This window comes from Ruegeria sp. BHSC276, from assembly GCF_059612945.1.
This window is the reverse complement of the sequence record NZ_JBXWRP010000001.1, coordinates 274,476-299,586: the sequence shown is the minus strand read 5'-3', so window position 1 is coordinate 299,586 and position 25,111 is coordinate 274,476. Positions and strand designations below refer to the sequence as shown.

The 25,111-nt window shown below is 63.7% G+C and carries 21 protein-coding genes and 1 tRNA gene; 10 read left to right on the top strand and 12 right to left on the bottom strand.

The features are described from left to right. Positions 1–48 precede the first annotated feature (48 nt). A complete protein-coding gene (gene rimO, locus AC2FMD_RS01480) occupies positions 49–1,440 on the bottom strand; it encodes a 30S ribosomal protein S12 methylthiotransferase RimO (RefSeq protein WP_496794572.1) in 1,392 nt (463 codons plus the stop codon). Positions 1,441–1,534: 94 nt separating this feature from the next. On the opposite strand from rimO, the gene AC2FMD_RS01475 reads away from it, so the two are divergent. After that, entirely contained in the window at positions 1,535–3,526 is a 1,992-nt protein-coding gene (locus AC2FMD_RS01475) for an AsmA family protein (protein WP_496741125.1), read from the top strand. A 39-nt stretch (positions 3,527–3,565) separates the two neighbouring features. Here AC2FMD_RS01475 and AC2FMD_RS01470 read toward each other — a convergent pair whose 3' ends face one another. Genes AC2FMD_RS01470 through AC2FMD_RS01455 form a run of 4 tightly spaced genes read right to left on the bottom strand, consistent with a single transcriptional unit; the run spans position 3,566 to position 8,128 of the window. Further along, complete coding sequence (locus AC2FMD_RS01470) at positions 3,566–5,062, bottom strand: phosphomannomutase/phosphoglucomutase (RefSeq protein ID WP_496794571.1); 1,497 nt, start codon at positions 5,060–5,062, stop codon at positions 3,566–3,568. A 15-nt stretch (positions 5,063–5,077) separates the two neighbouring features. Beyond that, on the bottom strand, positions 5,078–5,911 hold the full coding sequence (gene kdsA, locus AC2FMD_RS01465) for a 3-deoxy-8-phosphooctulonate synthase (RefSeq protein WP_496794570.1): 834 nt from the start codon (positions 5,909–5,911) through the stop codon (positions 5,078–5,080). Positions 5,912–5,916: 5 nt separating this feature from the next. Then, positions 5,917–7,491, bottom strand: coding sequence for a KpsE/RkpR family capsule polysaccharide export protein (locus AC2FMD_RS01460; protein WP_496741120.1), 1,575 nt, complete (start codon positions 7,489–7,491; stop codon positions 5,917–5,919). After that, positions 7,469–8,128 (bottom strand): ABC transporter ATP-binding protein, encoded by a 660-nt coding sequence (locus AC2FMD_RS01455; protein WP_490362212.1) that lies wholly within the window; start codon positions 8,126–8,128, stop codon positions 7,469–7,471. Before AC2FMD_RS01455 ends, AC2FMD_RS01460 begins: the two co-directional genes overlap by 23 nt. Positions 8,129–8,342: 214 nt before the next feature. Between AC2FMD_RS01455 and AC2FMD_RS01450 the strand changes: the two genes are divergently transcribed. Further along, positions 8,343–8,930, top strand: a complete 588-nt coding sequence (locus tag AC2FMD_RS01450; RefSeq protein ID WP_496741118.1) for a uracil-DNA glycosylase family protein — start codon at positions 8,343–8,345, stop codon at positions 8,928–8,930. Further along, the gene (locus tag AC2FMD_RS01445; protein ID WP_496681756.1) at positions 8,923–9,711 is read left to right on the top strand and encodes an SseB family protein; all 789 of its coding nucleotides are present in this window, start codon (positions 8,923–8,925) and stop codon (positions 9,709–9,711) included. Before AC2FMD_RS01450 ends, AC2FMD_RS01445 begins: the two co-directional genes overlap by 8 nt. A gap of 55 nt (positions 9,712–9,766) precedes the next feature. Here AC2FMD_RS01445 and yghU read toward each other — a convergent pair whose 3' ends face one another. Continuing rightward, complete coding sequence (yghU, locus tag AC2FMD_RS01440) at positions 9,767–10,645, bottom strand: glutathione-dependent disulfide-bond oxidoreductase (RefSeq protein WP_496741116.1); 879 nt, start codon at positions 10,643–10,645, stop codon at positions 9,767–9,769. Between the two features lie 234 nt (positions 10,646–10,879). Between yghU and AC2FMD_RS01435 the strand changes: the two genes are divergently transcribed. Continuing rightward, positions 10,880–11,398: a YHS domain-containing (seleno)protein gene (locus tag AC2FMD_RS01435; protein WP_496712239.1), complete on the top strand. Its 519-nt coding sequence runs from the start codon at positions 10,880–10,882 to the stop codon at positions 11,396–11,398. 55 nt (positions 11,399–11,453) lie between these two features. Here AC2FMD_RS01435 and AC2FMD_RS01430 read toward each other — a convergent pair whose 3' ends face one another. Both AC2FMD_RS01430 and metF read right to left on the bottom strand, forming a co-directional pair. Continuing rightward, entirely contained in the window at positions 11,454–12,095 is a 642-nt protein-coding gene (locus AC2FMD_RS01430) for a J domain-containing protein (protein WP_496681764.1), read from the bottom strand. Positions 12,096–12,299: 204 nt separating this feature from the next. Then, complete coding sequence (metF, locus tag AC2FMD_RS01425) at positions 12,300–13,166, bottom strand: methylenetetrahydrofolate reductase [NAD(P)H] (protein WP_496681766.1); 867 nt, start codon at positions 13,164–13,166, stop codon at positions 12,300–12,302. 94 nt (positions 13,167–13,260) lie between these two features. On the opposite strand from metF, the gene AC2FMD_RS01420 reads away from it, so the two are divergent. Together AC2FMD_RS01420 and AC2FMD_RS01415 are read left to right on the top strand one after the other, a co-directional pair. Continuing rightward, a complete protein-coding gene (locus tag AC2FMD_RS01420) occupies positions 13,261–14,166 on the top strand; it encodes a LysR family transcriptional regulator (protein WP_496681767.1) in 906 nt (301 codons plus the stop codon). A gap of 108 nt (positions 14,167–14,274) precedes the next feature. Next, positions 14,275–15,060: an inositol monophosphatase family protein gene (locus AC2FMD_RS01415; protein WP_496681769.1), complete on the top strand. Its 786-nt coding sequence runs from the start codon at positions 14,275–14,277 to the stop codon at positions 15,058–15,060. Positions 15,061–15,069: 9 nt separating this feature from the next. Here AC2FMD_RS01415 and AC2FMD_RS01410 read toward each other — a convergent pair whose 3' ends face one another. Genes AC2FMD_RS01410 through putA form a run of 3 tightly spaced genes read right to left on the bottom strand, consistent with a single transcriptional unit; the run spans position 15,070 to position 19,621 of the window. After that, the gene (locus AC2FMD_RS01410) at positions 15,070–15,441 is read right to left on the bottom strand and encodes a GFA family protein (protein WP_496712238.1); all 372 of its coding nucleotides are present in this window, start codon (positions 15,439–15,441) and stop codon (positions 15,070–15,072) included. After that, positions 15,438–16,181, bottom strand: a complete 744-nt coding sequence (locus tag AC2FMD_RS01405; RefSeq protein WP_496681773.1) for a rhomboid family intramembrane serine protease — start codon at positions 16,179–16,181, stop codon at positions 15,438–15,440. The genes AC2FMD_RS01410 and AC2FMD_RS01405 overlap by 4 nt, the downstream gene beginning before the upstream one ends. 41 nt (positions 16,182–16,222) lie before the next feature. Then, the gene (gene putA, locus AC2FMD_RS01400; protein ID WP_496794569.1) at positions 16,223–19,621 is read right to left on the bottom strand and encodes a bifunctional proline dehydrogenase/L-glutamate gamma-semialdehyde dehydrogenase PutA; all 3,399 of its coding nucleotides are present in this window, start codon (positions 19,619–19,621) and stop codon (positions 16,223–16,225) included. A 102-nt stretch (positions 19,622–19,723) separates the two neighbouring features. Here putA and AC2FMD_RS01395 point away from each other — a divergent pair, with 102 nt between their 5' ends. Both AC2FMD_RS01395 and AC2FMD_RS01390 read left to right on the top strand, forming a co-directional pair. Beyond that, entirely contained in the window at positions 19,724–20,212 is a 489-nt protein-coding gene (locus tag AC2FMD_RS01395; protein WP_496794568.1) for an Lrp/AsnC family transcriptional regulator, read from the top strand. A gap of 30 nt (positions 20,213–20,242) precedes the next feature. Next, entirely contained in the window at positions 20,243–20,809 is a 567-nt protein-coding gene (locus tag AC2FMD_RS01390; RefSeq protein WP_496685795.1) for a tetratricopeptide repeat protein, read from the top strand. Between the two features lie 57 nt (positions 20,810–20,866). Here AC2FMD_RS01390 and AC2FMD_RS01385 read toward each other — a convergent pair whose 3' ends face one another. After that, a complete protein-coding gene (locus AC2FMD_RS01385; protein WP_496794567.1) occupies positions 20,867–22,756 on the bottom strand; it encodes a PhoX family protein in 1,890 nt (629 codons plus the stop codon). Positions 22,757–22,982: 226 nt separating this feature from the next. On the opposite strand from AC2FMD_RS01385, the gene AC2FMD_RS01380 reads away from it, so the two are divergent. Beyond that, positions 22,983–23,056 (top strand) — tRNA-Gly (locus AC2FMD_RS01380). Between the two features lie 127 nt (positions 23,057–23,183). Beyond that, positions 23,184–25,004: an ABC transporter transmembrane domain-containing protein gene (locus AC2FMD_RS01375; RefSeq protein ID WP_496741106.1), complete on the top strand. Its 1,821-nt coding sequence runs from the start codon at positions 23,184–23,186 to the stop codon at positions 25,002–25,004. Positions 25,005–25,111 lie beyond the last annotated feature (107 nt).

Sequence of the window (25,111 nt, the reverse complement as noted above, 5' to 3'; positions counted from 1 at the left end):
TTTCGCGGGCGGTCCCTCTGGGGCCGCCCGTTTTTCGTGGGCTGTGCCTCAGCGCAGCAACTTACCCCACAGGTCGTATTCACCGGCTTCGTCCACTTGAACCGGGACGATGTCGCCAGGACGAAGCGCCTCGAAACCTTCGTCGATGAACAGGTTCCCGTCGATTTCCGGCGCGTCGGCCTTGGTGCGACAGATGGCGGCGTCCTCGTCCACCTGATCCACGATCACCTCGATCTTCTGGCCGACCTTGGCGGCCAGTTTCGCCTCGGAGATCGCCTGCGCCTTTTCCATGAAGCGTTCCCAACGCTCCTGTTTGACCTCTTCGGGGACGTGATCGGGCAGGTCGTTCGAGCGCGCCCCGTCGACGTTTTCGTATTTGAAGCAGCCCACACGATCCAGCTGCGCCTCGTCCATCCAGTCGAGCAGGGTCTGGAACTCGGCCTCGGTCTCGCCCGGGTAGCCCACGATGAAGGTCGAACGCAGGGTGATGTCGGGGCAGATCTCGCGCCAGGCGGCGATCTCGTCCAGTGTCTTCGCCGCGGCCGCGGGGCGCGCCATGCGTTTCAGAACGTCCGGGTGGGCGTGCTGGAAGGGAATGTCGAGATAGGGCAGCAGGTTGCAGCCCGCATCCGCCATCAACGGGATCAGCTCGCGCACGTGCGGATAGGGATAGACGTAGTGCAGCCGAACCCAAGCATCCATTTGGCCCAGCTCGCGCGCGAGGTCGGTGATGTGGCTGCGCACCTCGCGATCTTTCCACGGGTTCACGTCATATTTGCGGTCCAGCCCATAGGCCGAGGTGTCCTGGCTGATGACCAGCAGTTCACGCACGCCGTTTTCCACCAACTTTTCGGCCTCGCGCAGCACCGCATGGGCGGGGCGGCTGGCCAGCTTACCGCGCATGTCGGGGATGATGCAGAACTTGCACTTGTGATTGCAGCCCTCGGAAATCTTGAGATAGCTGAAATGGCGCGGGGTCAGCTTGACCCCCGAGGCCGGCAGCAGATCGACGAAGGGGTTCGGATCGGGCGGCACGGCGCTGTGCACGGCATCCAGCACCTGTTCATACTGGTGCGGGCCGGTCACGGCCAGAATGCGCGGATGGTGTTCGCGGATGTAGTCCGGCTCGGCCCCCAGGCAGCCGGTCACGATCACCTTGCCGTTTTCCACCAGCGCCTCGCCGATCGCCTCAAGGCTTTCGGCCTTGGCGCTGTCGAGAAACCCGCAGGTGTTCACGATCACCGCGTCCGCCCCGGCATAGTCGGGCGAGATGCCGTATCCTTCGGCCCGCAGGCGGGTCAGGATGCGTTCGCTGTCCACAAGCGCCTTGGGGCAGCCGAGCGAGACCATGCCGATGGTGGGCTGACCGCGGCGCGGGGCATCGTTAATCCGGGCGGCAGGCGCCAGGTCGGGGCGGAGGTTGGGCGGGTTGGTGCTCATGGCGCGGCATATAGTGGGGAAATCTTCCCCTTGCAAATCCCACGCGTCGGGCAGACATCATTTAGGCAAAGGACAACAGGGGCGCATAGAAATCATGAAGTGGCTGTTTCGCATTCTTTTCATTCTGATGGCCGCCATCGGATTGACCATCGGGGCCTTGCTGTTGATGCCCGGCGACAAGCTTGGCGCGATCCTGGCGGAACAGGTCAAGGCCCAGACCGGGCGCGACCTTGCGCTTGAGGGCGACGTACGGTTTTCGTTCTGGCCCGTCCTGGGCCTGGAAACCGGACCGGTGCAATTTGCGAATGCCCCCTGGGCCGGACCCGAACCCATGCTCAGCGCGTCAAGCCTGGAGGTGGGCGTTGATGCCTCGGCCCTTCTGGGCGGCGAGGTCCGGATCGGTCGTGTATTGGCGCGCGACCCGGTCGTGCGGCTGGAACTGTCCGACGGACGCGGAAACTGGGAACTGGCACCCCGCCAACAGGCCGCGCCAGCCGAGGCCGCCTTGCCGTCTGGCGGGCCGAAACCCGCATCGCAGCCCAGTTCCGTGACGCTGGACAAGCTGGAGCTGACCAATGCCCGGCTGGTCTATGTAGAAGACGGCGCGGTTCGCATGGATTTCGCGAACGTGGATCTGTCGGCCAGCTGGCCCGACATTTCCGCCCCGATGCGGATGGACGCGGAAATGCCCGTGCCGGGTGGGGCGGTTACGGTGGCGTTGAGCATATCGGATCTGCCGGCCTTTTCTTCAGGTCAGGCGACGCCGCTGGCGCTGGACCTGAGCGCGCCCGGGGGCCAGGTTAACTTTGACGGACGCGTCAATCTGGCAGGGGAAATGGACGGGCGCACCCGGATCACGACGACCGATACACACAAGATGCTGGCCGCTTTTGGCCAGGCGGGTGTGACCGTGCCTCAGGGTCTGGGCCGCGCGGCCGACGTGCGCGGTCAGATGACCTATACCCGCGACGGACGCATCGCGCTGCGCGACATCCAGGTCGCGCTTGATCAGAACCGGATCACGGGCAATGCAGACATCCTTGTCGCCGCCACTCCGCAGATCACCGCAAACCTGACGGCGGGCCATCTGGATCTGTCGCGTGTCGCCGATGCGGATGCTGGTACGCAGACCCGGAGGCAACCAAAAAACGACGCCCCGAAAGCCCGATCGTCGCCACGGGGCGACGACGGATGGTCAAAGCAGCCGATCGACGCATCGGTTCTGGGCCTGGCCAATGGGCAGATCCGCCTGAGGGCCGAGTCGATTGCGGTTCCCGGTCTCGAATTCGGCGCAAGCGACCTGACACTCAGCCTCGACCGGTCGCGCGCGGTCATGCAGATGAACCCGGCCACGCTGTTCGCGGGGCAACTGACTGGGCAGGTGGTCGCCAACAACCGCAACGGATTGTCGGTCGGCGGCAAGCTATCGGCGCAGGGGGTCGACCTGCAGCAGGCTTTGACGGCGCTGGCGGGGGTTGAACGGTTGTCGGGCAAGGGGGGGCTGGATCTGGAATTCCTCGGCGAAGGTCAGAGCGAAGATCAGATCATGCGCTCGCTCAGTGGCAAGGGCAGTCTGAAGGTGGGCAAAGGGGTCATCGCGGGGATCGATCTTGACCGTCTGATGGGACGTGGCGATGCCGTTGGCGGGACGACGGTGTTCAACAGCCTGACGGCCTCATTCGTGATCCGCAAAGGAAACCTCAGAAACAATGATCTGCTGATGCAGTTGGACAATTTCCGCGCGGACGGGTCTGGCCGGATTGGACTGGGTCGGCGGGATATCGACTATGTTTTCACGCCGGTGGCCTTGCGCGCCAATTCAGGCGAGGGGCTGGCGGTTCCCGTGCGGATCCAGGGCCCGTGGAGCAACCCGTCGATCAAACCGGATCTGAGCAAAGTGATCGAGGCGGCCACCGACGAAAAGCTGAAAGAGCTGGAACAGGACGCCAAGCAGAAGGCTCTCAGGAAGGCCGGAGAAGAGCTTGACACGACCATCACGGACAGCGACCAGATCGAAGACGCGGTCAAGAAAAAGCTTGAAGAAGAGGCCAAGAAAGGCCTGCTGAAACTGCTGGGAAACAACTGATCAATGGTTGTGGGGGCGCTGGCGGCGCCCCCATCGGTGTCAGATCGTCTGGTCGTAGTCGCCCACGCCGGGCTCGGTGCGGATCACGGCGTCGAGATCGGCGAAAATGGCCCGCATTTCCGCCTCGCTTTCACTGCTTTCACATACGACGACCAGATTGGGAGTGTTCGACGAAGCCCGCACCAGACCCCAGCTGCCATTGTCCAGGATCACGCGCGCGCCGTTGACCGTGACCACCTCTTTGATGGGGCGCCCGGCCAGTGTTTCCCGCGCCTCGGCCTTGGCAACCAGCTTGTCGACCAGCCGCGCAAGGATGTCGTATTTCTCGGTATCGGCGGCATAGGGCGACATGGTCGGGGTCGACCACGTCCTGGGCAGCGCGCGGCGCAGGTCCGACATGCTTTTGTCCGGGTTCCGGTCCATCAGCTTGCAGATTTCGACGGCCACCCGCATGCCGCAGTCATAGCCGCGCCCGACAGGCTCGGCCAGGAAATAGTGGCCGGACTTCTCGAACCCGGCCAGCGCGCCGATTTCCTTAACGCGCCGTTTCATGTGGCTGTGGCCGGTTTTCCAATAGTCGGCCTTGACGCCAAGCGCCTGCAGTTCGGGATCGCTGGCGAACAGGCCGGTCGATTTCACGTCGGCCACGAAGGTGGCGCCGGGATGCAGCTTGGCCAGATCGCGCGCCATGATCACACCGACCTTGTCGGCAAAGATCTCTTCGCCTTCGTCATCGACCACGCCGCAGCGGTCTCCGTCGCCGTCAAACCCCAAGGCCAGATCCGCGCCCGTTGCTTTGACGGTCGCGGCCATGTGGTGCAGCATCTCCATTGCTTCGGGGTTGGGGTTGTAGTTGGGGAAGGTGTAATCCAGCCGATTGTGGCTGGGTACGACCTCGACCCCGATCCGCTCAAAGATTTCCGGTGCAAAGGCCGAAGCCGTACCGTTGCCCGTGGCACAGACGACCTTCAGCGGGCGGGACATTCTGAAATCGCCGACCAGATCGTCGATATAAGCCTCTTTCACGCCATCGACGAATTCATAGGACCCGCCAGGGCGGGCCATGCCTTCACCGTTCAGCACGATATCGCGCAGTTCGGACATTTCATCGGGGCCATGGGTCAGCGGGCGGTCAAAGCCCATCTTGACCCCGGTCCAGCCGTTCGGGTTGTGGCTGGCGGTCACCATGGCCACGGCCGGGACATCCAGGTGGAACTGCGCGAAATAGGCCATGGGCGACAGCGCCGGGCCGATGTCCTTGACCCGGATGCCCGCCTGCATCAGACCAAGGATCAGTGCGTTCTTGATCGCCAGCGAATAGTCGCGATAGTCGTTTCCGACCGCGATCTCGGGCTTGATCCCGCGCCTGTGCATCTGCGTCCCCAGGCCGAGGCCCAGCGCGGTCATGCCGGGCAGGTTGATCTCGTCGGGATATTTCCAGCGGGCATCATATTCGCGAAAGCCGGTGGGCTTGATCATCGCGTCGCGCAGAAAGCTCCAGGTGTTCGGGGTCACCTCGGACAAGGGTTTGGTCATGTCAAATCTCGGTTTTCAAATCTGAATTGGGTTGGCTTTGGCAAGGGCGTCGAACTGCATCAGTGTCCCGATCAGGTCGCCCATCTGATCCAGCGGGATCATGTTCGGCCCGTCTGACGGCGCGTTGTCCGGGTCTTGGTGAGTTTCGATGAACACTGCGCCAATGCCCAGCGATACCGCGGCGCGGGCCATGACCGGCGCGAATTCGCGCTGACCACCCGACGATCCGCCCCGGCCACCGGGCTGCTGCACCGAGTGCGTAGCGTCCATCACGACCGGATATCCCGTCCGGGCCATTTGCGGCAGCGATCGCATGTCGGCAACCAGCGTGTTGTAGCCAAAGGATGTTCCGCGCTCGGTCAGCAGGATGTTCCGATTGCCGGTGCTTTCGATCTTTTCGACGATGTTCGGCATCTCCCATGGGGCCAGGAACTGACCCTTCTTGACGTTGACCGCCTTGCCCGTTTCACCCGCAGCCAACAACATGTCGGTCTGACGGCACAGGAACGCGGGGATCTGCAGGATATCCACCGCTTCGGCCGCGATGGCGCATTGTGCTTCGGTGTGAACGTCGGTCAGGATCGGAACACCCATCGTCTTGCGGATGTCGTCCAGAACCTTGAGGCCCGCATCGATCCCCATGCCGCGTTTGCCGGACAGGGACGTACGGTTGGCCTTGTCATACGAGGCCTTGAAGACGTATTGCGCTCCGGCCTTGTCGCAGATTTCCTTCATCCGGCCAGCGATCATCTGGGCATGGTCGGCGGATTCAAGCTGACACGGCCCGGCGATGACGGTCAGCGGAAGATCGTTGCCGACCGTCAGGTCGGCGATTTTTACATGTTGCATGTGCTCTACGAAGATACCTGTTCACGGAGGACTGACGTGGTCAGCGAAATCATCAGGTAGATACCAGCAAACAGCAGGAATGCCAAAATCGTATTTTCGAATTTGCGCGGATAGCTGGGCTCTTGGCTGGGTACCGGGTTGACCGAAACGGTCAGGTATCGGACCTGACGGTTGGCCTCGGTCCGGGTGTTCTCCATCTGCTGCATGGCGGTCTGCAGCATCATGTCCCGGGCCGCCAGGTCGGCCTGGGCCATTTGGATGCGCACGCTCAGTCGCGCCAGAGAGTTCTCGCCAGCAGACGCATCCAGCATCTTTGCGTTCAACTCCTCCAGCACCGCCTGCAACCGCTCGATATCGGCGCGCACGCCGTCGACCTTGGCCTGGTTCGGCCGCGGGTTGTCCAGCAGGGCAGCCAGTTGCAGTTCCTTGTCCTGCAGCTGAATCTCGATTTCATTGATACGGGCGCGCAGGCTGGCGATCACGTTCTCCGGGTCCAGAACAGCGCCTTCAAGCTGCAACTCGATCAGGTCTTCCTGCGCCTTGCGCCGGGCCGCCTGTGCCGCCTCGAAGCTTTCGACGGCGTCGCGCATCTGGTCTTCGCGTTTCTTTTCAGACAGGGCGTTCACACGGTCTTCGGCATAAGAAATCAGTTTCTCCGAGAACAGGGTCGCCGTTTCCGGATCCGGTGCCGCGACTTCCATTCGAATCACGCCTTCGGTCGGGTCATAGCCGATGGTGATCATCCGCTTGTACAGCTTGAAGGCATCCTCCAGGGTCGCATCCTGTTCGAGGCGTTGGATGGGGTCGATCCAGTCTTGCTGGAAGACCTTCGAAAACCCGGCGTCACGGTCCAGAAGCAGCAGCGCCTCTTTCGATTCCAGAAAGGACTGCACCGAGATCGAATCCTGGGTCGTTGCAAATTGCGTCCCGGCCAGCAACCCGCCGATGCTGCCGGGCCCGCCATCGGCCTGCAGGATCAGAAATTCCGAATTGCTGGCGTACATCGGCGTTGCCACCTTGTAGAAATAATAGCCGACCAACAGCGTCGGCAGCAGCACGAAGGCGGCCAGCCGGGCGAACAGACCGATCAGCTTACGCCGCCGCCGCCGGGCGATGTCTTTCTGGATCTGGCCAATCTCGAACGCACGACGCTCGGCCGGGCTGAGTTCGGGGCCCGGCAGGTTTTCGGTTTTTTCCTTGATAGTCTGCGGCAGGTGGATCTTGACTTGGTCTCGGGAAGTGCCGTCCGGGGCAGGGGCATCGCCCAATTGGCCGACGATATCCAGCAGGTTCTTGCGGGGGAACGGGTCGATCCCCTTTTGGCGCAGCAGCCGCACGGCGTCGTAATCCGACGTCGCGGCCAGGCCATGTTTCTGCGCCATGCGCCGTGCTATGCGCAATTGCCGCCCCGTAAGCCCCTCGCGCTTGATCGCATCCAGCTCGGTTCCTGCCGGCGTTTCGGCCACGCCCTGCGTCGCCTTTCGAATGCGCGAAATGGCTTCGGCCCGGGCTTCGACCGTTCCTTCGCCCTTGGCAGCCCGGTTCGGGTCGTATTTCTTAGCCTTGGGTTTGGTAGTCATACACCTGTTTCGCTTCTTCCAGAGACTCAAAAACGTGAAGCCGGCCGTCCAGTAGTACGGCCGCCTGTCTGGCGAATTTCTCAAGAACCTTCGGGTCGTGCGATACGATCACCAGAGTCGTCGTCCGCAGGCGTTCCTGCAGGATCGAACCCGCTTTCTTGTTGAATTCCACATCTGTGGTTGCCGGCATGCCTTCGTCGATAAGATACATGTCAAAGTCCAGTGCCAGCATCAATGCGAAGGTGAACCGTGCGCGCATCCCCGAGGAATAAGTGGCCAGCGGCTGGTTGAAATATTCGCCCAGACCACAGAGCCAGCTGCAATAGGCTTCGACATAGTCCGGATCCATTCCATAGATTTTGGCGATGTAGCGCGCGTTCTCCAGTGCCGACAGGCGTTTGGACACGCCGCCGGTAAACCCCATCGGGAAAGAGACCCGGCAGTCCCGACGAATCACGCCTTCGTCTGGCTTTTCGAGACCCGCCATCATGTTGATGAGCGTCGTTTTTCCGGTTCCGTTCGGGGCAAGGATGCCCAGCGACTTTCCCAGCTCGACCCGGAACGAGGCCCGGTCCAGGATCACCTTGCGGCGTGTCCCGGTCCAAAAGGATTTGCTGACATTTTCAAACTCGAGCATTTCCGGCCTGTGCAACTTTTTCGTTCCGGCCCGGCCACGACGGTCCGGCCAAAGCCCCTTTGTTATCGGGCCATGTTGGCTACATTATGTCGAATTGTGAAACAAATCTTCAATGCGCGCGGAAAACTGTTCTGTGCGAATGTGACATGCACTTGGTCAGAATGTCACTTGGCGAGCGAAGGCCCGGCTCAAAACGAGAAGGTGAGCAGAGTTTATGGAAAGCCTATCCGACCGGATCCGGTCGTGCAGTTTGTGCGCCGAGCGGTTCGCCGCTACTGCGACTGGACACAGCCCGCGACCGGTGGTGTGGTTCCGGCCCGGCGCCCGGATCCTTGTCGCGGGGCAGGCGCCGGGCGCGCGGGTCCACGACTCCGGCCGGCCCTTTACCGATCCGTCCGGCGACCGGTTGCGTGATTGGCTGGGGCTCAGCCCGGCTGAGTTCTATGACCTTTCGCGGGTCTCGATCGTTCCGATGGCCTTCTGTTTTCCCGGCTATGACGCGCGGCAGGCTGATCTGCCGCCGCCGCCCATCTGCCACAAGACCTGGCATGCGAAGGTCATGCGGGAATTGGGGGCGGTGCCCCTGACCGTGCTGGTCGGCAGCCATGCCCATCGATTCCACCTGGGGACCCGATCCTCGGTGACCGAGACGGTGCGCGCCTGGCGGGACCATGCGCCGCGGGTCTTCGTCTTGCCTCATCCGTCGTGGCGCAATACGGCATGGTTGAAGAAAAACCCCTGGTTCGAGACCGAGTTGCTGCCGGTTCTGCGCGCCCGGGTGCAAGAGGTGCTGAATGACTGATACCACGGCCTTGGATGCAGCCCATGCCGCTATGGAGGCCCGTCCGCAGGACGATGCGGCCCGGCTGCGATTCTTTGAGCGGCTTGCCGATTCCGAGCTGTTTCTGATGCTGACCGAAGAGGCGCGCGGCGAAAATATCTCGCCCGAGTTGTTCGAAGTCGCCGACGGGCGTTTCGTGCTGGCCTTCGATCGCGAGGAGCGTCTTGTGCAGTTCGCAGGCAGACCGGCGCCCTATGCGGCGCTGTCGGGCCGGGTTCTGGCCGGGATGCTGGGCGGGCAGGGGATCGGGCTGGGCCTGAACCTCGAGGTGGCGCCCTCGTCGATGCTGATCCCGGCCGAAGCGCTGACCTGGCTGGCCGAGACGCTCAGCCACGCTCCGCAGGCGGTCGAGGCGCGGCTGGAAGAGTTCCTGCCGCCTGCCGGCTTGCCCGATGCATTGTTGACGGCGCTGGATACCAAGCTGGCAACGGCGGTAGGGCTGGCCTCGGCCGCCTATCTGGTGGCGACGCGCGCCCAGGGCGGCGGGGCCGGGCATCTGCTGGCCTTCGTCGATGCGGTCCAAGGCGCGGAACCGGCGCTGGCCAAGGCGGTCTCCGAGGCGCTGACCTTTTCCGGGATCGAAGCTGGAGCATTGGACGTTGGGTTCTTTGCTGATGACGATGCCGCGACCGAGGCGTTGTCGATGGTTGGGCTGCGGTTTGACATCCCGCAACCGACCCGCCCGGATCCTGTCCGCGCCGCGCCCGGAAGTGATCCGGACAAACCGCCGATCCTGAAATGAAAATGCAGCGCCGGGGCGCTGCATCTTCGGTCAGGCGGCTGAAAAAGACGTCAGACTATTCGGCGGCTTGTTCCAGCTTGTCCTGCGTGCGCGCCTCGAAATCACTGGCATCGTGGCGTTCGCGCAGTTGGGTGTGCGGCTCGCCGAAGGCGCGGTTGACCATCCGGCCGCGTTGCACCGCCGGGCGGGCATCGATCTCTTTTGCCCACCGCATCACGTTCGTGTAGGAATCAACATCCAGGAATTCAGCGGCGTCGTATAGGCGGCCCAGAACCAGTTGGCCGTACCACGGCCAGATCGCCATGTCGGCGATCGAGTAGTCATCACCGGCAATGAAGGGTTTGTGAGCCAGTTCCCGGTCCAGAACGTCCAACTGGCGCTTGGTTTCCATGGCAAATCGGTTGATCGGATATTCCCATTTCTCGGGCGCGTAGGCATAGAAATGGCCGAACCCGCCGCCCAGATAAGGCGCGCTGCCCATCTGCCAGAACAGCCAGTTCATCACTTCGGTGCGCTCCGGGCCGGATTTCGGTAGGAATGCACCGAATTTCTCGGCCAGGTGGAACAGGATCGACCCGCTTTCGAACACGCGCACCGGTTTGTCGCCAGACCGGTCCAGCAGGGCGGGGATTTTCGAGTTGGGATTGATCTCGACAAAGCCCGAGCCGAACTGGTCACCCTCGCCGATATTGATCAGCCAGGCATCGTATTCGGCGCCGTCGTGGCCCAGGGCCAGCAGTTCTTCCAGCATCACGGTGACCTTGACCCCGTTCGGAGTGGCCAGCGAATACAGTTGCAGCGGATGCTTGCCCATGGGCAGATCCTTGTCATGGGTGGCGCCCGCGATGGGGCGGTTGATGCTGGCAAAACGTCCGCCGCTTTCGCTGTCCCAGGTCCAGACTTTCGGGGGGGTATAGGTGGATGTGTTGCTCATCTTCTGCCTTTCATGCCTAAGCCGGGCGCGCCGGGTCGTCCCAGAGGTAGTATCGTCACGCCCCGAGGCCAACCCCCGACGTTGCGCGTTTCGTGAAACAATCCTCCGCAATTCGCTCACGTTTTCTCGTGGCCGGTCACAGCAGCGTTAGCTGGGCTGTGCGATCCGGGGAATTCCAATACTCTCGCAGCTGACGATCACGCAGACACTGCCTCCAGAACAAGGATCACGTACATGAACCGTTTTGCACTGACTTTTGCCGCCGCCATGATGCTGGGCGTTCCGGCCCTTGCCGGGCCTCAATATGTTGACGGGACTGGCTATGCCGCATCCGGCTACGACGTTGTCGCCTATCGCGACCTCGAACAGGTGCCCGTCGGGCAATCCCAACCCGAAGCCGTGCGTGGCCGCGCCGACATCACGGCTGAGTACAACGGGGCCATCTGGGCTTTCGCATCCGAGGAAAACCGGGCGAAGTTTCTTGAAAATCCCGCCTATTACGCCCCGCAATATGACGGGCACTGCGCCTATGGTGTGTCCAAGGGCGGCAAGGTGCCGGGCAACCCCAACCTGTGGCGCATCGTGGATGACAAGCTGTATCTGAACATCACCGATGTCGTGGTCGGTTTCTGGGAAGAGGACGTGCCGGGCAACATCAACTTGGCCGAAGGCAACTGGCCCGAGATCGAGCCGTCGGACGCCTCGACCAGCGTCATCCCCAAATTCACCTCGGCCGGACCGATCCAGAACTGATCCTTTGTTCCGATGATCGCGGGCCCGGCGGGACTTGCCGGGCCTTTTCGCGTTTTCAGAACGCTTCGTTCATGTGCGGGTCGGCCTCAAACCGGATCCGCACGCTTTTCGCCCCGGGGAACTTGCGTTCGCGGATCGTGTCGGGAACCAAGACCTCTCCCGCGCCGGATGACGTGGCCTGAAAAGACAGGATCTCGGCCTCGAACTTGCGGCCGCTGGTCAGGATCGAGGTCGGCAGGGCGACCCGGTTCTTCCCCTCGCAAACCGGCGTGGCCACGAAGAACGTCAGATCGCGCCCCCGGCACCCCACGGCCGAGGGAATGTGGTCTGCGTTGGCCTGTTCTGAATTTCGGCATGGCGCGCGGTGATCGTCATGCGGCAAGGCGCCGCCGGCCCCAAGAAGAGACCGACATGACTCGAGCGCATCTTCGGCCAATTCGATCAGACGCGCCCTGAGCTTGGGGCGGCGTGGACGTGCCGGGCCGGCGGCCTTAGTGGCCAGCCCTTCGCTTCTGAGGAGGTCAAAGGCCGATTTGGCCTCGGCGAACTGCACGGAATCCCCGCCGGTGCGGTCGGGATGCGCGCGAAAGGCGATGTCGCGCCATGCGTTGCGAATGTCAGATGCCGTCGCGGTCTGATCCAGGCCAAGCGCCCGCAATGCATCAACCCGAGCCTGAATTTTGTCGACTGGCTCCATACCAAAATCACTCTTTAAAACACGTTCCCTTATTTTCCGGGACAACCGGTGTTTGTGTCAAATAAATCAACTGATTGGGCGCTTCTGGACAACAGTTCGAGGTTTGCGCGGCGATTGTATTCATGGCTGGTTTGCGCAGCCGCCGGACGAAAAAAAGGGGGCCGCCCGGGGCGGCCCCAGCACAGGGGATTGCGGCAAGAGAGGTCAGGCGACGTGTTGCAGGTCGACCTTGGGCGTTATCCCCAGGGCGAAACACACGTCGCGCGTCAGCTCGGGGCGGTTGAGCGTGTAGAAATGCAGCTTGTCCACGCCGCCCTCAATCAGGTCCGAGCACAGTTCGGTGCACAGAGCGGTGGCCAGCAGGTCGTGCCGGTCGTCGCGGATGGCCTTCTCAAAGGCATCCTCGACCCATCCGGGAACCCGGGCACCGCAGCGTTTCGCGAATTTGCGGGCGCCCGTCCAGTTCTCGATCGGCAGAATGCCCGGCACGATCGGCTTGTCGATCCCCGCCTTTGCGCAGGCATCGCGAAAGCGGAAGAATGTCTCGGCTTCGAAGAAGAACTGAGTCAGCGCCTCATCGGCGCCAGCATCCAGCTTGGCCTTGAGCCAGTCGATATCGGCCTGTGCATCGGATGCCTCGGGGTGGATGTCGGGATAGGCGCCGACCCGGATCTTGAACTTGCCGGTTTCGGCCAGCGCCGCGATCAGTTCGACCGAGGTCGCGAAACCGTCGGGATGCGGAGTGAAACGGTCCTGCCCCTTGGGCGGGTCGCCGCGCAGGGCAACGATGTCGGTGACGCCGGCGGCGGCGAATTCCTGGGCGATGGCCAGGGTTTCAGAGCGCGAAGCATCGACGCAGGTTAGATGCGCGGCCACCGGCAACCCCGACGATTTGTGCAGCGTGGCCACGGCGTCACGCGTCAGCTCGCGCGTGGTGCCGCCCGCGCCATAGGTGACCGAAACGAATCGCGGCCCCAGCGGTGCCAGGGTCTGAACCGTATCCCACAGCCTAAACGACGCTTCGAGCGTCTGCGGCGGGAAGAATTCAAAGGAGATCTCGGGCTTGGTCATCGGTGTCTCGCTGTTTGTGACCAGGCTCTTGTGCCATGATGCGGGTTGTGAGACAAACTCATATTCCTCAAGAACAACATGAGTTAGACTGCAAATGCATATCGAGTTCCGGCACCTGCGCACGATCAAGGCCATCCATGACTGCGGCGGGCTGGCGCGCGCGGCCGATCAGCTGAACATCACGCAATCGGCGCTGAGCCATCAGATCAAGGGGCTCGAGGATCAGGCCGGGGTCGAGCTTTTCCTGCGCCGGTCGAAGCCGATGAAACTGTCGGCGGCGGGGCTGCGCCTGCTGCGTCTGGCCGAGCAGATCCTGCCGCAGGTCGAGGCCATGCAGGAGGAGTTTTCCTCGCTGCGCGACGGGCGTACGGGGCGGATGCACATCGCGATCGAATGCCACGCCTGTTTCGAGTGGCTGTTCCCGGTGCTCGAGGCCTTCCGCAAGTCGTGGCCGGATGTCGATGTCGATATCCGGCCGGGTCTGGCCTTTGACGCGCTGCCCGCGCTGCAGAAGGAGGAGGTCGATCTGGTCGTCTCCTCGGACCCCGAAGACCTGCCGGGCGTCGAGTTCATCGAGCTGTTCGACTACAACCCCGTTTTCGTTGCGGCCTCGACCCATCCGCTGGCAGAAAAACCGTATATCGAGGCCGAGGATTTCCGCGGCCAGACCCTGATCACCTATCCGGTCGAACGGACCCGGCTGGACGTGTTCAGCCAGCTGTTGATACCCGCGCGGGTCGAACCGGCGGCGATCCGGCAGGTCGAGCTGACGGCAGTGATCCTATTGTTGGTCGCATCGAACCGAGGGATTTCGGTCCTGCCCGACTGGGTCGTGCGCGAGGTCAAGTACAACTCGGACTATGTGACCCGCCCGCTGACTAAGGATGGCATCACGCGGCGCCTCTACGCTGCTGTTCGCGCCGAGGACATGGAAAAGCCTTTTGTGCAGGAGTTGGTCAAGCTGGCCAGCCAGGAGGCGCGCAAGTTGCAGGCGCAATAGGGCCGTGGCCCCGCGCGAGACGGTGGGCTGCCATGCGCATCATTCCTCTTGGCAAGGGGGCGTTGCGCCAGTATACGCGCGGTTTGACCGGACAGGAGCCTCGGAACAATGGTTGGCAGTGCAAATCTCAACATCATGATCAAGGCCGCACGCAAGGCGGGCCGATCGCTGGTAAAGGACTTTCGCGAAGTCGAGAACCTGCAGGTGTCGATGAAGGGCGCGGGCGATTTCGTCTCGAAGGCCGACATTGCCGCCGAGAAGATCCTGAAAGAGGAACTGCTGGGTGCGCGCCCCACTTATGGCTGGCTGGCCGAAGAGGGCGGCGAGATCGAGGGCGAAGACCCGACCCGGCGCTGGATCGTCGATCCGCTGGATGGCACCACTAACTTCCTGCACGGCCTGCCGCACTGGGCCATTTCGATCGCGCTGGAACACAAGGGCAAGATCGTCGCCGGCGTGATCTATGACCCCGCCAAGGACGAGATGTTCTTTGCCGAAAAGGGCGAAGGCGCCTGGATGAACGACATGCGTATCCGCGTGTCGGGCCGGCATCGCATGATCGAGTCGATCTTTTCGACCGGTCTGCCGTTTGGCGGGCGGTCCGATCTGCCGGCCACGCTGCAGGATCTGGCCCGGCTGATGCCGGTCTGCGCGGGCGTGCGCCGTTGGGGCGCCGCGGCGCTGGACATGGCCTATGTGGCTGCCGGTCGCTACGAGGGGTTCTGGGAACGTCGGCTGAATGCCTGGGACATGGCCGCGGGCATCATCATCGTGAAAGAGGCCGGCGGCCTTGTGCAGCCGCTGAACCCCGAGGGCAGCATTCTGGAGGATGGCGAAGTGATCTGTGCCAACGAGCCGATCTTCGACCAGTTCGCCAAGGTGATCCGGGGCTGAGCCTTCCGCTCAATCGGTTCGGTCCGAGGGGTGGTTGACCCCGTCATTCCACGGAATCGGGCCATGCGTGCGCGGGTTGCCACCTTCGATGCACCCCAGGTTGACCCCGCATTCCGCGGGGTCTGATCGCCTCTGGTGATAGACATATATCCCGCAGGTCTTGCAGAAATAGTGTTTGGCCGTGTGCGTGCCCCATGTGTAGAGGCTCAGATTGTCTGCGCCCTGCAGGATGCGCAGGCTGTCGGTGATGGCGGTCACGGCGGCGGCCTCACGGCGGATGCAAAAGGAACAGTCGCACCGGGCGGCCGTGGACAGGCCGCCGGGGAACTCGGCCTCAATCTTCACGGTGCCGCAATGGCAGGTGGCGGTCATCCGGGTCATCGGCGTGGCACTCTTGGTATACGGGACTGGCTGAGCTTGTAGCGGTGTTCGGGATGCGGCGGGTGACCGTGGGTACGGCTCCAATAAGCTGGCCCGCCGCGTTTCAGCCACAGCGGGATGCACAAAATCAAACCGATCACGAAGCCGCCCGTATGCGCCCAATAGGCTACACCGCCGGCGTCAGGGTTGCTGGACACGCTGCCAAGGAACTGCATTCCCAGCCAGACGCCCAGCATCACGAAGGCCGGGATGGTGAAGACCCGCACATAGACGACCAGAATCAGCAGGATATCTACGCGTGCCCTTGGGAACATCAGAAGGTAGCCTCCCATGACCCCGGCAATGGCGCCCGAGGCGCCTATGGTCGGAACCAGCGACCCCGGTGCCGTGATGATGTGGATCAGCCCTGCGCCGATACCGGCGACCATGTAGAACAGCAGGAAGGGCAGGTGGCCCATCTCGTCTTCCAGGTTGTCGCCGAAGATCCAAAGGAACAGCATGTTGCCGATCAGATGCATCCAGCCGCCATGCAGGAACATCGACGTCACCAACGTCTCGAGCGCCACGCCGTCGCTGATGCGGGCGGGGATGATCGCATAGTCGAAATAGAACCGATTGATCAGCCGGGCGTCGTCCATGATTCCGACATAGCTGAGGAAAATCAAAACATTCGCCGCGATCAGCGCATAGACGACATAGGGCGTGCGCCCCGAGGGGTTGTGGTCTCGAATTGGGAACATGGGGGGACGCTGGGCTTTTCCTGGCCCAGCGTCAAGTCAGCTTATGCCGCACCGCCCAGAAGTGCGGCGTTTCCTCCGGCGGCCGTGGTATCGACGCAGAGATGGCGCTCGGCCATCACCCGCGACCGGTCGGGCAAGCCGGGGATCAGCGGCAGGATGGGCCCGGTTCTGCGCGACAGATGCAGTTCGATCTGGCGCGCGGTGTCCGCGTCGCCCCACCACAGAACGCCTGCAATTCCCTGCAGGTCCTCCAGCCGGTGCAGGGCCAGCGCCCCCTCGGCTCGGATTGCCGTGCCGCCCAGCCCGAGTATGGCCTCCGCCTGCGCCTTGGCCGCCTCGGGGCCGGGGCCTAGGCACAAGAACGGCGCGCGGGGAAACTCGGTCAGCCGGTTCGATTCACCGGTCGGTCCGGGCATCGAGCGGGTCGTCGGCGCGGCAGGCTGCCCGATCGGTGCGGGCAGGTCGGCCGCGGCGGACCATTCCGCGTCCACGACCTGTCGGTCCGGGGCGCAGAAACGGGCCAGATAGTTCGGGCCACCCGCCTTGGGGCCGGTGCCGGACAGGCCTTCGCCGCCGAAGGGCTGCGAGCCGACGATCGCGCCGATCTGGTTGCGGTTGACATAGATGTTGCCCGCGTGGATCGCCTCGGTGACGTGCTGCACGCGGTCGTCGATGCGGGTGTGCAGGCCGAAGGTCAGGCCGTAGCCGGTGGCGTTGATGTCGGCGATCACCTGGTCGATTTCGTGCGACTTGAAGCGGGCGACGTGCAGGACGGGGCCGAAGATCTCGCGTTCCAGCGCATTGATGCCGGGGACCTCGATCAGCGTGGGCGCCACGAAGATCCCCTCGGGCGGCAGCGCCAGTTCTTTCAACACACGACCGTCGGCGCGGGCCTTGGCGACGTGGTCGGCGATGCCCTGACGGGCCTGCTCGTCGATCACCGGGCCGCAATCAGTCGAGAGCAGCCACGGATCGCCCACCGACAGGGCGTCCATCGCGCCCTTGAGCATGGTCAGCACGTCATCGGCGATGTCCTCCTGCAGATACAGGCAGCGCAGGGCGGAACAGCGCTGGCCCGCCGACTGAAAGGCGCTTTCGATGATCGACTGCACGGCCTGCTCGGGCAGGGCGGTGCTGTCCACGATCATCGCGTTCAGCCCGCCGGTTTCCGCGATCAGCGGCGTGCCGGGTTTGAGGTTCTGCGCCATGGCTGCGCGGATTTTCAGGGCCGTCGCGGTCGAGCCGGTGAAGGCCACGCCCGAGACGCGCGGGTCGGATGTCAGCGCGGCGCCCACCGACGGCCCGCCCGGCAGCAGTTGCAGGGCATCGCGCGGCACGCCGGTCTGATGCAGCAGCTGCACGGCCCGGTGGGCGATCAGCGGGGTCTGCGGCGCGGGCTTGGCCAGCACGGCGTTGCCGGTGGCGAGTGCCGCCGCGATCTGGCCGGTGAAGATAGCCAGCGGGAAGTTCCACGGGCTGATGCAGGTGAAGGTGCCCGCAGGCTCGCCCTCGGGGATGTTGGCGGCGTAGTAACGCAGGAAGTCCACCGCCTCGCGCAGTTCGGCCACCGCGTCGGGCAGCGATTTGCCGGCCTCGCGCGCCAGAAGGGCGAAGATCTCGCCATAGTGCTCCTCGTAGAGGTCTGCTGCGGCGTTGAGGATGCGGCTGCGCTCGGCCGTTGGGGCCTGCCACGGAGCAGCTGCGGCCAGCGCAAGCTCGACATCCGAGGCGCTGGCCGGGGCGACGGTGCCGGGCTGGTCCTGCGGGTGGGCCGGGTTGGTGACCACCTCGTCGGCCTCGGGCGATGCCTCGCCGGCCAGCAGCGGGCGGGCATACCAGTGGTGGGCGCGGAAGGCGTGGCGCGCGGCGTCGATCGCATCCAGCGTCGGCGTGTGGGTCAGGTCAAAACCGCGCGAATTCGGGCGCTCGGGCAGGAACAGTTCGGGGCCGGTGGGCAGGTGTTTCGCGGGCTCTTGAACCGCCTCGAGCGGGTCGGCGGCGACCTCTTCGGGCGGGACGTGCTCGTCAACGATCTGGTTGACGAAGGAACTGTTGGCGCCGTTTTCCAGCAGGCGCCGCACCAGGTAGGCCAACAGGTCGCGATGCGCCCCGACCGGGGCGTAGATCCGGCAACGGGTGTTCTGGTGCTCCATCACCAGCCAGTGCAGGGTTTCGCCCATCCCGTGCAGGCGCTGGAACTCGAAGGGCTGGTCCTCGGCCATGTGCAGGATTGCGCTGACCGTGTGGGCGTTGTGGGTGGCGAATTGCGGATAGATCCGGTCGGTCATGCCCAGCAGCTTGCGGGCATTGGCGATGTAGGAGATGTCGGTCGCCGCCTTCTGGGTGAAGACCGGGAAGCCGTCGACGCCCGCGACCTGCGCGCGCTTGATCTCGGTGTCCCAGTAGGCGCCCTTGACGAGGCGCACCATCAGCTTGCGGTCGTGGCGCTCGGCCATGTCATAGAGCGTGTCCAGCACCAGCCCCGCGCGCGGGCCATAGGCCTGCACCACGATGCCGAACCCGTCCCAGCCCGCAAGCGCCGGCTCGGACATCACCGCCTCGATCACTTGCAGCGACAGCGACAGGCGGTCGGCCTCTTCGGCGTCCACGTTCAGGCCCATGCCGGCGGCCTTGGCCAGCAGGGCAAGGGCCCGCAGGCGCGGCACCAGTTCGTGCATCACGCGCTCTTCCTGGGCTACTTCGTAGCGGGGATGCAGGGCCGACAGCTTGACCGAGATGCCGGGGTTGGCGCGGATGTCGTCATGGGTGCAGGCCTCGGCAATCGCGGCGATGGCGCGGGAATAGGCGAGGTGATAGCGCGCCGCGTCCGCCTCGGTGCGGGCGGCCTCGCCCAGCATGTCGTAGGAATAGGTGTAGCCCTTGGCCTCCATCCCGGCGGCGCGTTTCATGGCGGACTGAATGGTTTCGCCCAGAACGAACTGCCGGCCCATTTCCTTCATCGCGCGTCCGACGGCGGTGCGGATGACCGGCTCGCCCAGCCGCTTGATGGCGCCGCGCAGGGCGCTGACCGGCGAGGCCTTGCCCTCGTCCAGCACCTTGCCCGTCAGCATCAGCGCCCAGGTCGAGGCGTTGACCAGCGACGATGACGAGTGACCCAGATGCTTGCCCCAGTCCGAGGGTGCGATTTTGTCCTCGATCAGCGCGTCGATCGTGTCGGCATCGGGCACGCGCAAGAGCGCCTCGGCCAGGCACATCAGCGCCACGCCTTCTTCGGTCGAAAGGCCGTATTCGGCGAGGAATACCTCCATCAGCCCCGGCGCGGTGCTGGAGCGGATGTCGCGCACCAGTTGCGCAGCCGCCTCGCAGATGGCGGTGCGGTCCGCTTGGGTCAGGGCGGCCTGATCGGTCAGGGATTTCAGCAACGCGGTCTGGTCCGCATAGGTCATGGAATCGATGGTGTGGCGCAGGCTGTGAGTCATGTGTTCTCCGGTCTTTCACGCAGTATACTTATCATTTTGCGGGACAACGGACCGAAAATGCCCTAACAGGCACCCGATGTCCTGAATTTTGGATCAAATGCCATGCGAAAAGACTTTCCGGGTTTGGACCGGTTCGACCGCGCGATTCTGTCCATCGTGGCCGAGGACGGGCGGATCTCGGTCGCGGATCTGGCCCGTCGGATCGGGCTGTCGAAATCGCCGACACAGGCGCGGCTGAAACGACTCGAGTCCGAGGGGATCATCACCGGCTACCGTTCGATGCTGGACCCGATCCGCCTGGGCCTGGACCATGTGGCCTTTGTCGAGGTGCGCCTGACCGACACGCGGGAAAAGGCGCTGGCCGAGTTCAACGCGGCCGTGCGCAAAGTGCCCGAGATCGAACAGGCGCACATGATCGCGTCGAATTTCGACTATCTGCTGAAGGTGCGGACCGGGTCTATGACGGAATATCGCGCGGTTCTGGCCGAAAAGATCTCGTCGCTGCCGCATGTGGCCAGCACCTCGACCTTCGTGGCGATGGAGGCGGTGAAAGAGACCGGGCTGGCCGATGCCATCGATGGTGTGGGTTGACGAAATCTGGTGGTGCGCCACCATTGGTATATGAGAAACCTTGTCCTTTCCGCAGTGCTGAGCACGGGCGTCGGGATCCCGGCGCTCGCCGAAACATGTCCTCCCGCGCCCGACCACGACGCCCGGCTGGGCGAACTGATCGACCAGATCCGGCAGGCCGAGACCGAGATGGCCGCCCGCGAGATCTCGAACCAGATGTGGGAGTTGTGGGCCGACGCGCCAGACGAGGCCGCGCAGGCGGTTCTGGATAGCGGCATGTCGCTCCGCAGTGCCTGGGACCTGCTAGGCGCATTGCAGGATTTCGACCGGCTCATCGCCTATTGTCCAAACTATGCCGAAGGGTACAACCAGCGCGCCTTCGTCAATTTTCTGCGTCAGGATTTCGAGGCGGCCCTGACTGATCTGGACCGCGCACTGGCGTTGTCGCCCAACCACATCGCGGCGATCAGCGGGCGCGCGCTGACCTTGATGGGCCTGCACCGAATCGACGAAGCGCGCGAGGAACTGGCTCGGGCGCTGGCCCTGAACCCGTGGTTGCCCGAACGTCACCTGGCCGCCAAGGGCGGGCCGCTGGCCCCTCTGGGGCAGGATCTTTGAACCCAATGATGGCCACCTCCGGCACAGGCCGGAGGTGGCGTTGAACCTGAGGCCGGATCAGCCCAGAACCTCGTTGTCAGTGCGCTTGATCGCGATGATCGCAGAACGCGGCGTGCCTCCGTCGGGCCAGTTCTTGCCGGGATGCTGGATGCCCACAAACATCGTGCGCCGATCCGCCGACCAGGTCAGGCCGGTGACCTCGCAGCCGTTCGGGCCGGTCATGAACCGCGCGATCTCGCCGGTGACCGGATCGCCGACCAGCATCTGGTTGTTGCCGTGCCCGGCAAAGTCGCCTTCGTTGTCGTCATTGCCGTCGGTCTGGATCCAGACCATCCCGGTGCTGTCGATCATCATGCCATCGGGCGAGTTGAACAGGTTGCCCTCGTTGATGTTTTCGGACCCGGCATAGGCATCGGAATGCACCGTCGGGTTGCCCGCCATGACGTACAGATCCCAGTCAAAGCCATCGGCGGCGTGGTCGTCATCCGCGGGGCGCCAGCGGACGATCTGGCCGTATTTGTTGGCTTCGCGCGGATTGGGACCGTTGACCGAGGTGTCGTCGCCACCCGCATTCGGCTTGACGCCGCGGTTCTTGTTGTTGGTCAGGCAGCAATAGGCCTCGAACGCGACCGGGCTGGTGGCCACCCATTCGGGCCGATCCATGGTGGTGCCGCCCGCCTTCGAGGCCGCCATGCGGCTGAAGATCAGGATCTCGGCCTGCTCCATTCCGGTGGTCTCGGGCGTCAGCGGAACCCATTGCCCGGTACTGTCGTCATTGAATCTGGCCACATAGAGCGTCCCGTCATCCAGCAGCCCTTCGGTTTCGCCGCCGGGTGTGTATATGCCGTTCGAGACATAGCGGTACAGGTATTCGCCGCGTTCGTCATCGCCCATATAGACCACCACGCGGCCATCCCGGGCCAACTCGACAGCGGCGTTTTCGTGCTTGAAACGCCCCAGACCGGTGCGCTTGACCGGCGTGCTTTCGGGGTCGGTCGGGTCGATCTCGACCACCCAACCGGCGCGGTGCGGCTCGTTGGGGTTCTTCGAGGTGTCAAAGCGCGGATCGAACAATTCGTAGCCGTTCCAGCTCTGGGCCTTGATGCCATAGCGTTGGTAGCCGTCGGCGACTTTGGGGTCGTAGCTGGCAGTCTCGTCGCTCGAGCCGAAATAGCCGTTGAAGTTTTCCTCGCAGGTCAGATAGGTGCCCCAAGGCGTCTTGCCCGCGCCGCAGTTGTTCAGGGTGCCCAGCGACTGGGTGCCGGTCGGGTCGGCCTCGGTCTTCATCAGGTCGTGCCCGGCGGCGGGGCCTGCGATCTTCATGGGCGTGTTGTGATGGATGCGGCGGTTGAACGGGCTGTCCTTAACGACGGTCCAGCCATCGGCGCCTTCGGCGATCTCCATCACGGTCACGCCTTGGATGTTCTGCAGCTTGCGCACGTCATCGGCGCTGGCGGGTTTGCCGTCCTGAGCGGCGGGCAAGTTGATCTTGCGGTTGGGGTATTCGTGGTTCACCGCGATCAGTTGGCGACCACGATACGAAAATGCCTCCATCCCGTCGGTATTCTCGCCGAAAATACGATCAGATTTTTCGACCGGGCCGCCATCGGTGACGTCATAGCCGTCGGCGTCCGAGAACAGCGGATCGCCCCAGCGGATCAGAACCTTCCAATCGTAGCCCTCGGGCACATGCACCGTCCCGTCGGTCTGGGCCGGGATTGGTGTGAAGGCAAACCGTGACGCGGCCTGGGCCTGTGCCGAGGTCGACCCCAGCAGGCCGGTGCCCATTGCGGCGGCCCCGGAGCCGAAGGCAAGAACGCCGCTCAGAAACCCCCGGCGCGACAGCGCGCTGTCCACGACACGGTCAAAATCGTTCTCGGCGGGGCGGGGGAAATGCAGCTCGTCCCAATCGTCGGCGGACAGGGTGGTGGGATCAACGTCTTTCATGGGGTAGTTCCTCGCTGTCGGAATGGATTCGTGAAACGGATTTAGGCACTGAGTATGACAAACACTTGAAGGCTGGGCAGGGCGAGCGGACGATACGGCAATCTGACGGCACATTGAGGCCGAGGCTGCGGCACGAACACAGGCAAAACCGCACGGAAAAGCACGCGAACCACCGATTTAGGTGCTTGACGACCGCCCGGGCATGGACTACTCAGCCCAGCACCAAGCGGGTATAGCTTAATGGTAAAGCCCCTGCCTTCCAAGCAGGTTATGTCGGTTCGATTCCGTCTACCCGCTCCAGTCTTCCCGGAGATGCTTGCGTCAAATAGCCCTTGCCAAGGGCTGATGTGCCACGGACAGCTTGACCCGACCGGCCTGTGCCGCCAAGAAGCCCCATCAACAGCTGATCGCGAAACAAGGGCCAGGCATGGCAAGACCACAACCCGCCAACCAAGCAACCAAACAGGAACACGGTTCGCATGACGATCGCCCCGGATCGCGGAAACTGGGCGTTCTGGCCTCGCTCTGGCCGTTCTTGCGGCCTTACCGCCTGTTGATGATCGGGGCGACGCTGGCGCTGGTTCTGACCGCCAGCATGACGCTGACGCTGCCGTTGGCGGTGCGACGGGTGGTCGACAATTTCCGTATCGAAGATGGCGAGTTGCTGGATTGGTACTTTCTGGCGGCGCTGGGTATTGCCGCGATGCTGGCCGTGGGCACAGGGGTCCGCTATGCGCTGGTTACGCGGCTGGGCGAGCGGGTCGTGGCCGACATCCGCAAGGCCGTGTTCGACCGCGTGATCGGGATGAGCCCGGCCTTCTATGAACGCATCATGACGGGCGAGGTGCTCAGCCGGATCACCACCGACACGACGCTGATCCAGTCAGTTCTGGGCTCGTCGGTCTCGATCGCGCTGCGCAACATGCTGCTGTTCTTCGGCGGTCTGGTTCTGATGCTGCTGACCTCGGCCAAGCTGACCGGGCTGGTGCTGTTGCTGATCCCGGCGGTGGTGGTGCCGATCCTGGTGCTCGGTCGGCGCCTGCGGGCCATCAGCCGCGAGAACCAGGACTGGATCGCGGCCAGTTCCGGTAACGCGGGCGAGGCGCTGGGCGCGGTGCAGACCGTGCAGGCCTTTACCCACGAGGATGCCAGCCGCAAGCAATTCGCCGACCTGACCGAGACCGCCTATCAGGCGTCCCTGCGCCGCATCCACACGCGCGCGGTTCTTACGGTGATCGTGATCTTCCTTGTGTTCTCTGGGATCGTCGGCGTGTTGTGGATGGGCGCGAACGATGTGCGCAACGGCGTGATGACCGAAGGCGTTCTGATTCAGTTCGTGATCTATTCGATCATCATGGCCGGGTCCGTGGCTGCCCTTTCCGAAATCTGGAGCGAGCTGCAACGCGCCGCAGGCGCAACCGAACGGCTGGTCGAGTTGCTGAACGCCGAGGGTACGGTCAACGACCCGGCGCAACCCAAGGCGCTGCCGCAGCCGGTCAAGGGGCAGATCTCTTTCGACAAGGTGAACTTCCGCTATCCGGCCCGTCCCGACGTTCTGGCTCTGGACGACCTGTCGCTGACGGTGAGCCCGGGCGAGACCGTGGCTTTCGTCGGCCCCTCGGGCGCGGGCAAGACGACCGTGATCCAGTTGATCCAGCGATTTTATGACCCCGAGGCCGGTCAGGTCAGCCTGGACGGGATCGACTTGCGCGACATGCGCCGGGCAGATTTCCGGCAGTACATGGCCTTGGTGCCGCAGGACCCAGTGATCTTTGCGGCCTCGGCGCGCGAGAACATCCGCTTTGGACGTCTGGACGCCTCGGATGCCGAGGTCGAGGCCGCCGCCCGTGCCGCCGCTGCGCATGACTTCATCTCGGCCCTGCCCGAAGGCTATGACAGTTTCGTCGGCGAACGCGGCGTGATGCTGTCGGGCGGGCAGAAACAGCGCATCGCCATCGCGCGGGCGATTTTGCGCGACGCTCCGGTTCTGCTGCTGGACGAGGCGACATCGGCGCTGGATGCCGAGAGCGAGCGCGCAGTTCAGGCCGCCGTCGACCAAATGCGCGCCGGGCGCACTACCCTGATCGTGGCGCACCGTCTGGCCACCGTGAAAAAGGCCGATCGCATCGTGGTGATGGAGAACGGCCGGATCGTGGCGCAGGGCACCCATGACGACCTGGTGGCACAAGGTGGGCTCTATGCGCGTCTGGCGCGCCTCCAGTTCACCGATGGCGTGGCCGCCGAGTGAAGTGACGCGCGGGCAATTCCCGAACCGCCGTAGCGTCATTCTACATTTTCCCCTTGCCCGAGGGTAAGCCCTCGCTTGCGCAGGGCACTGTTTGCTTTCATCTTGAA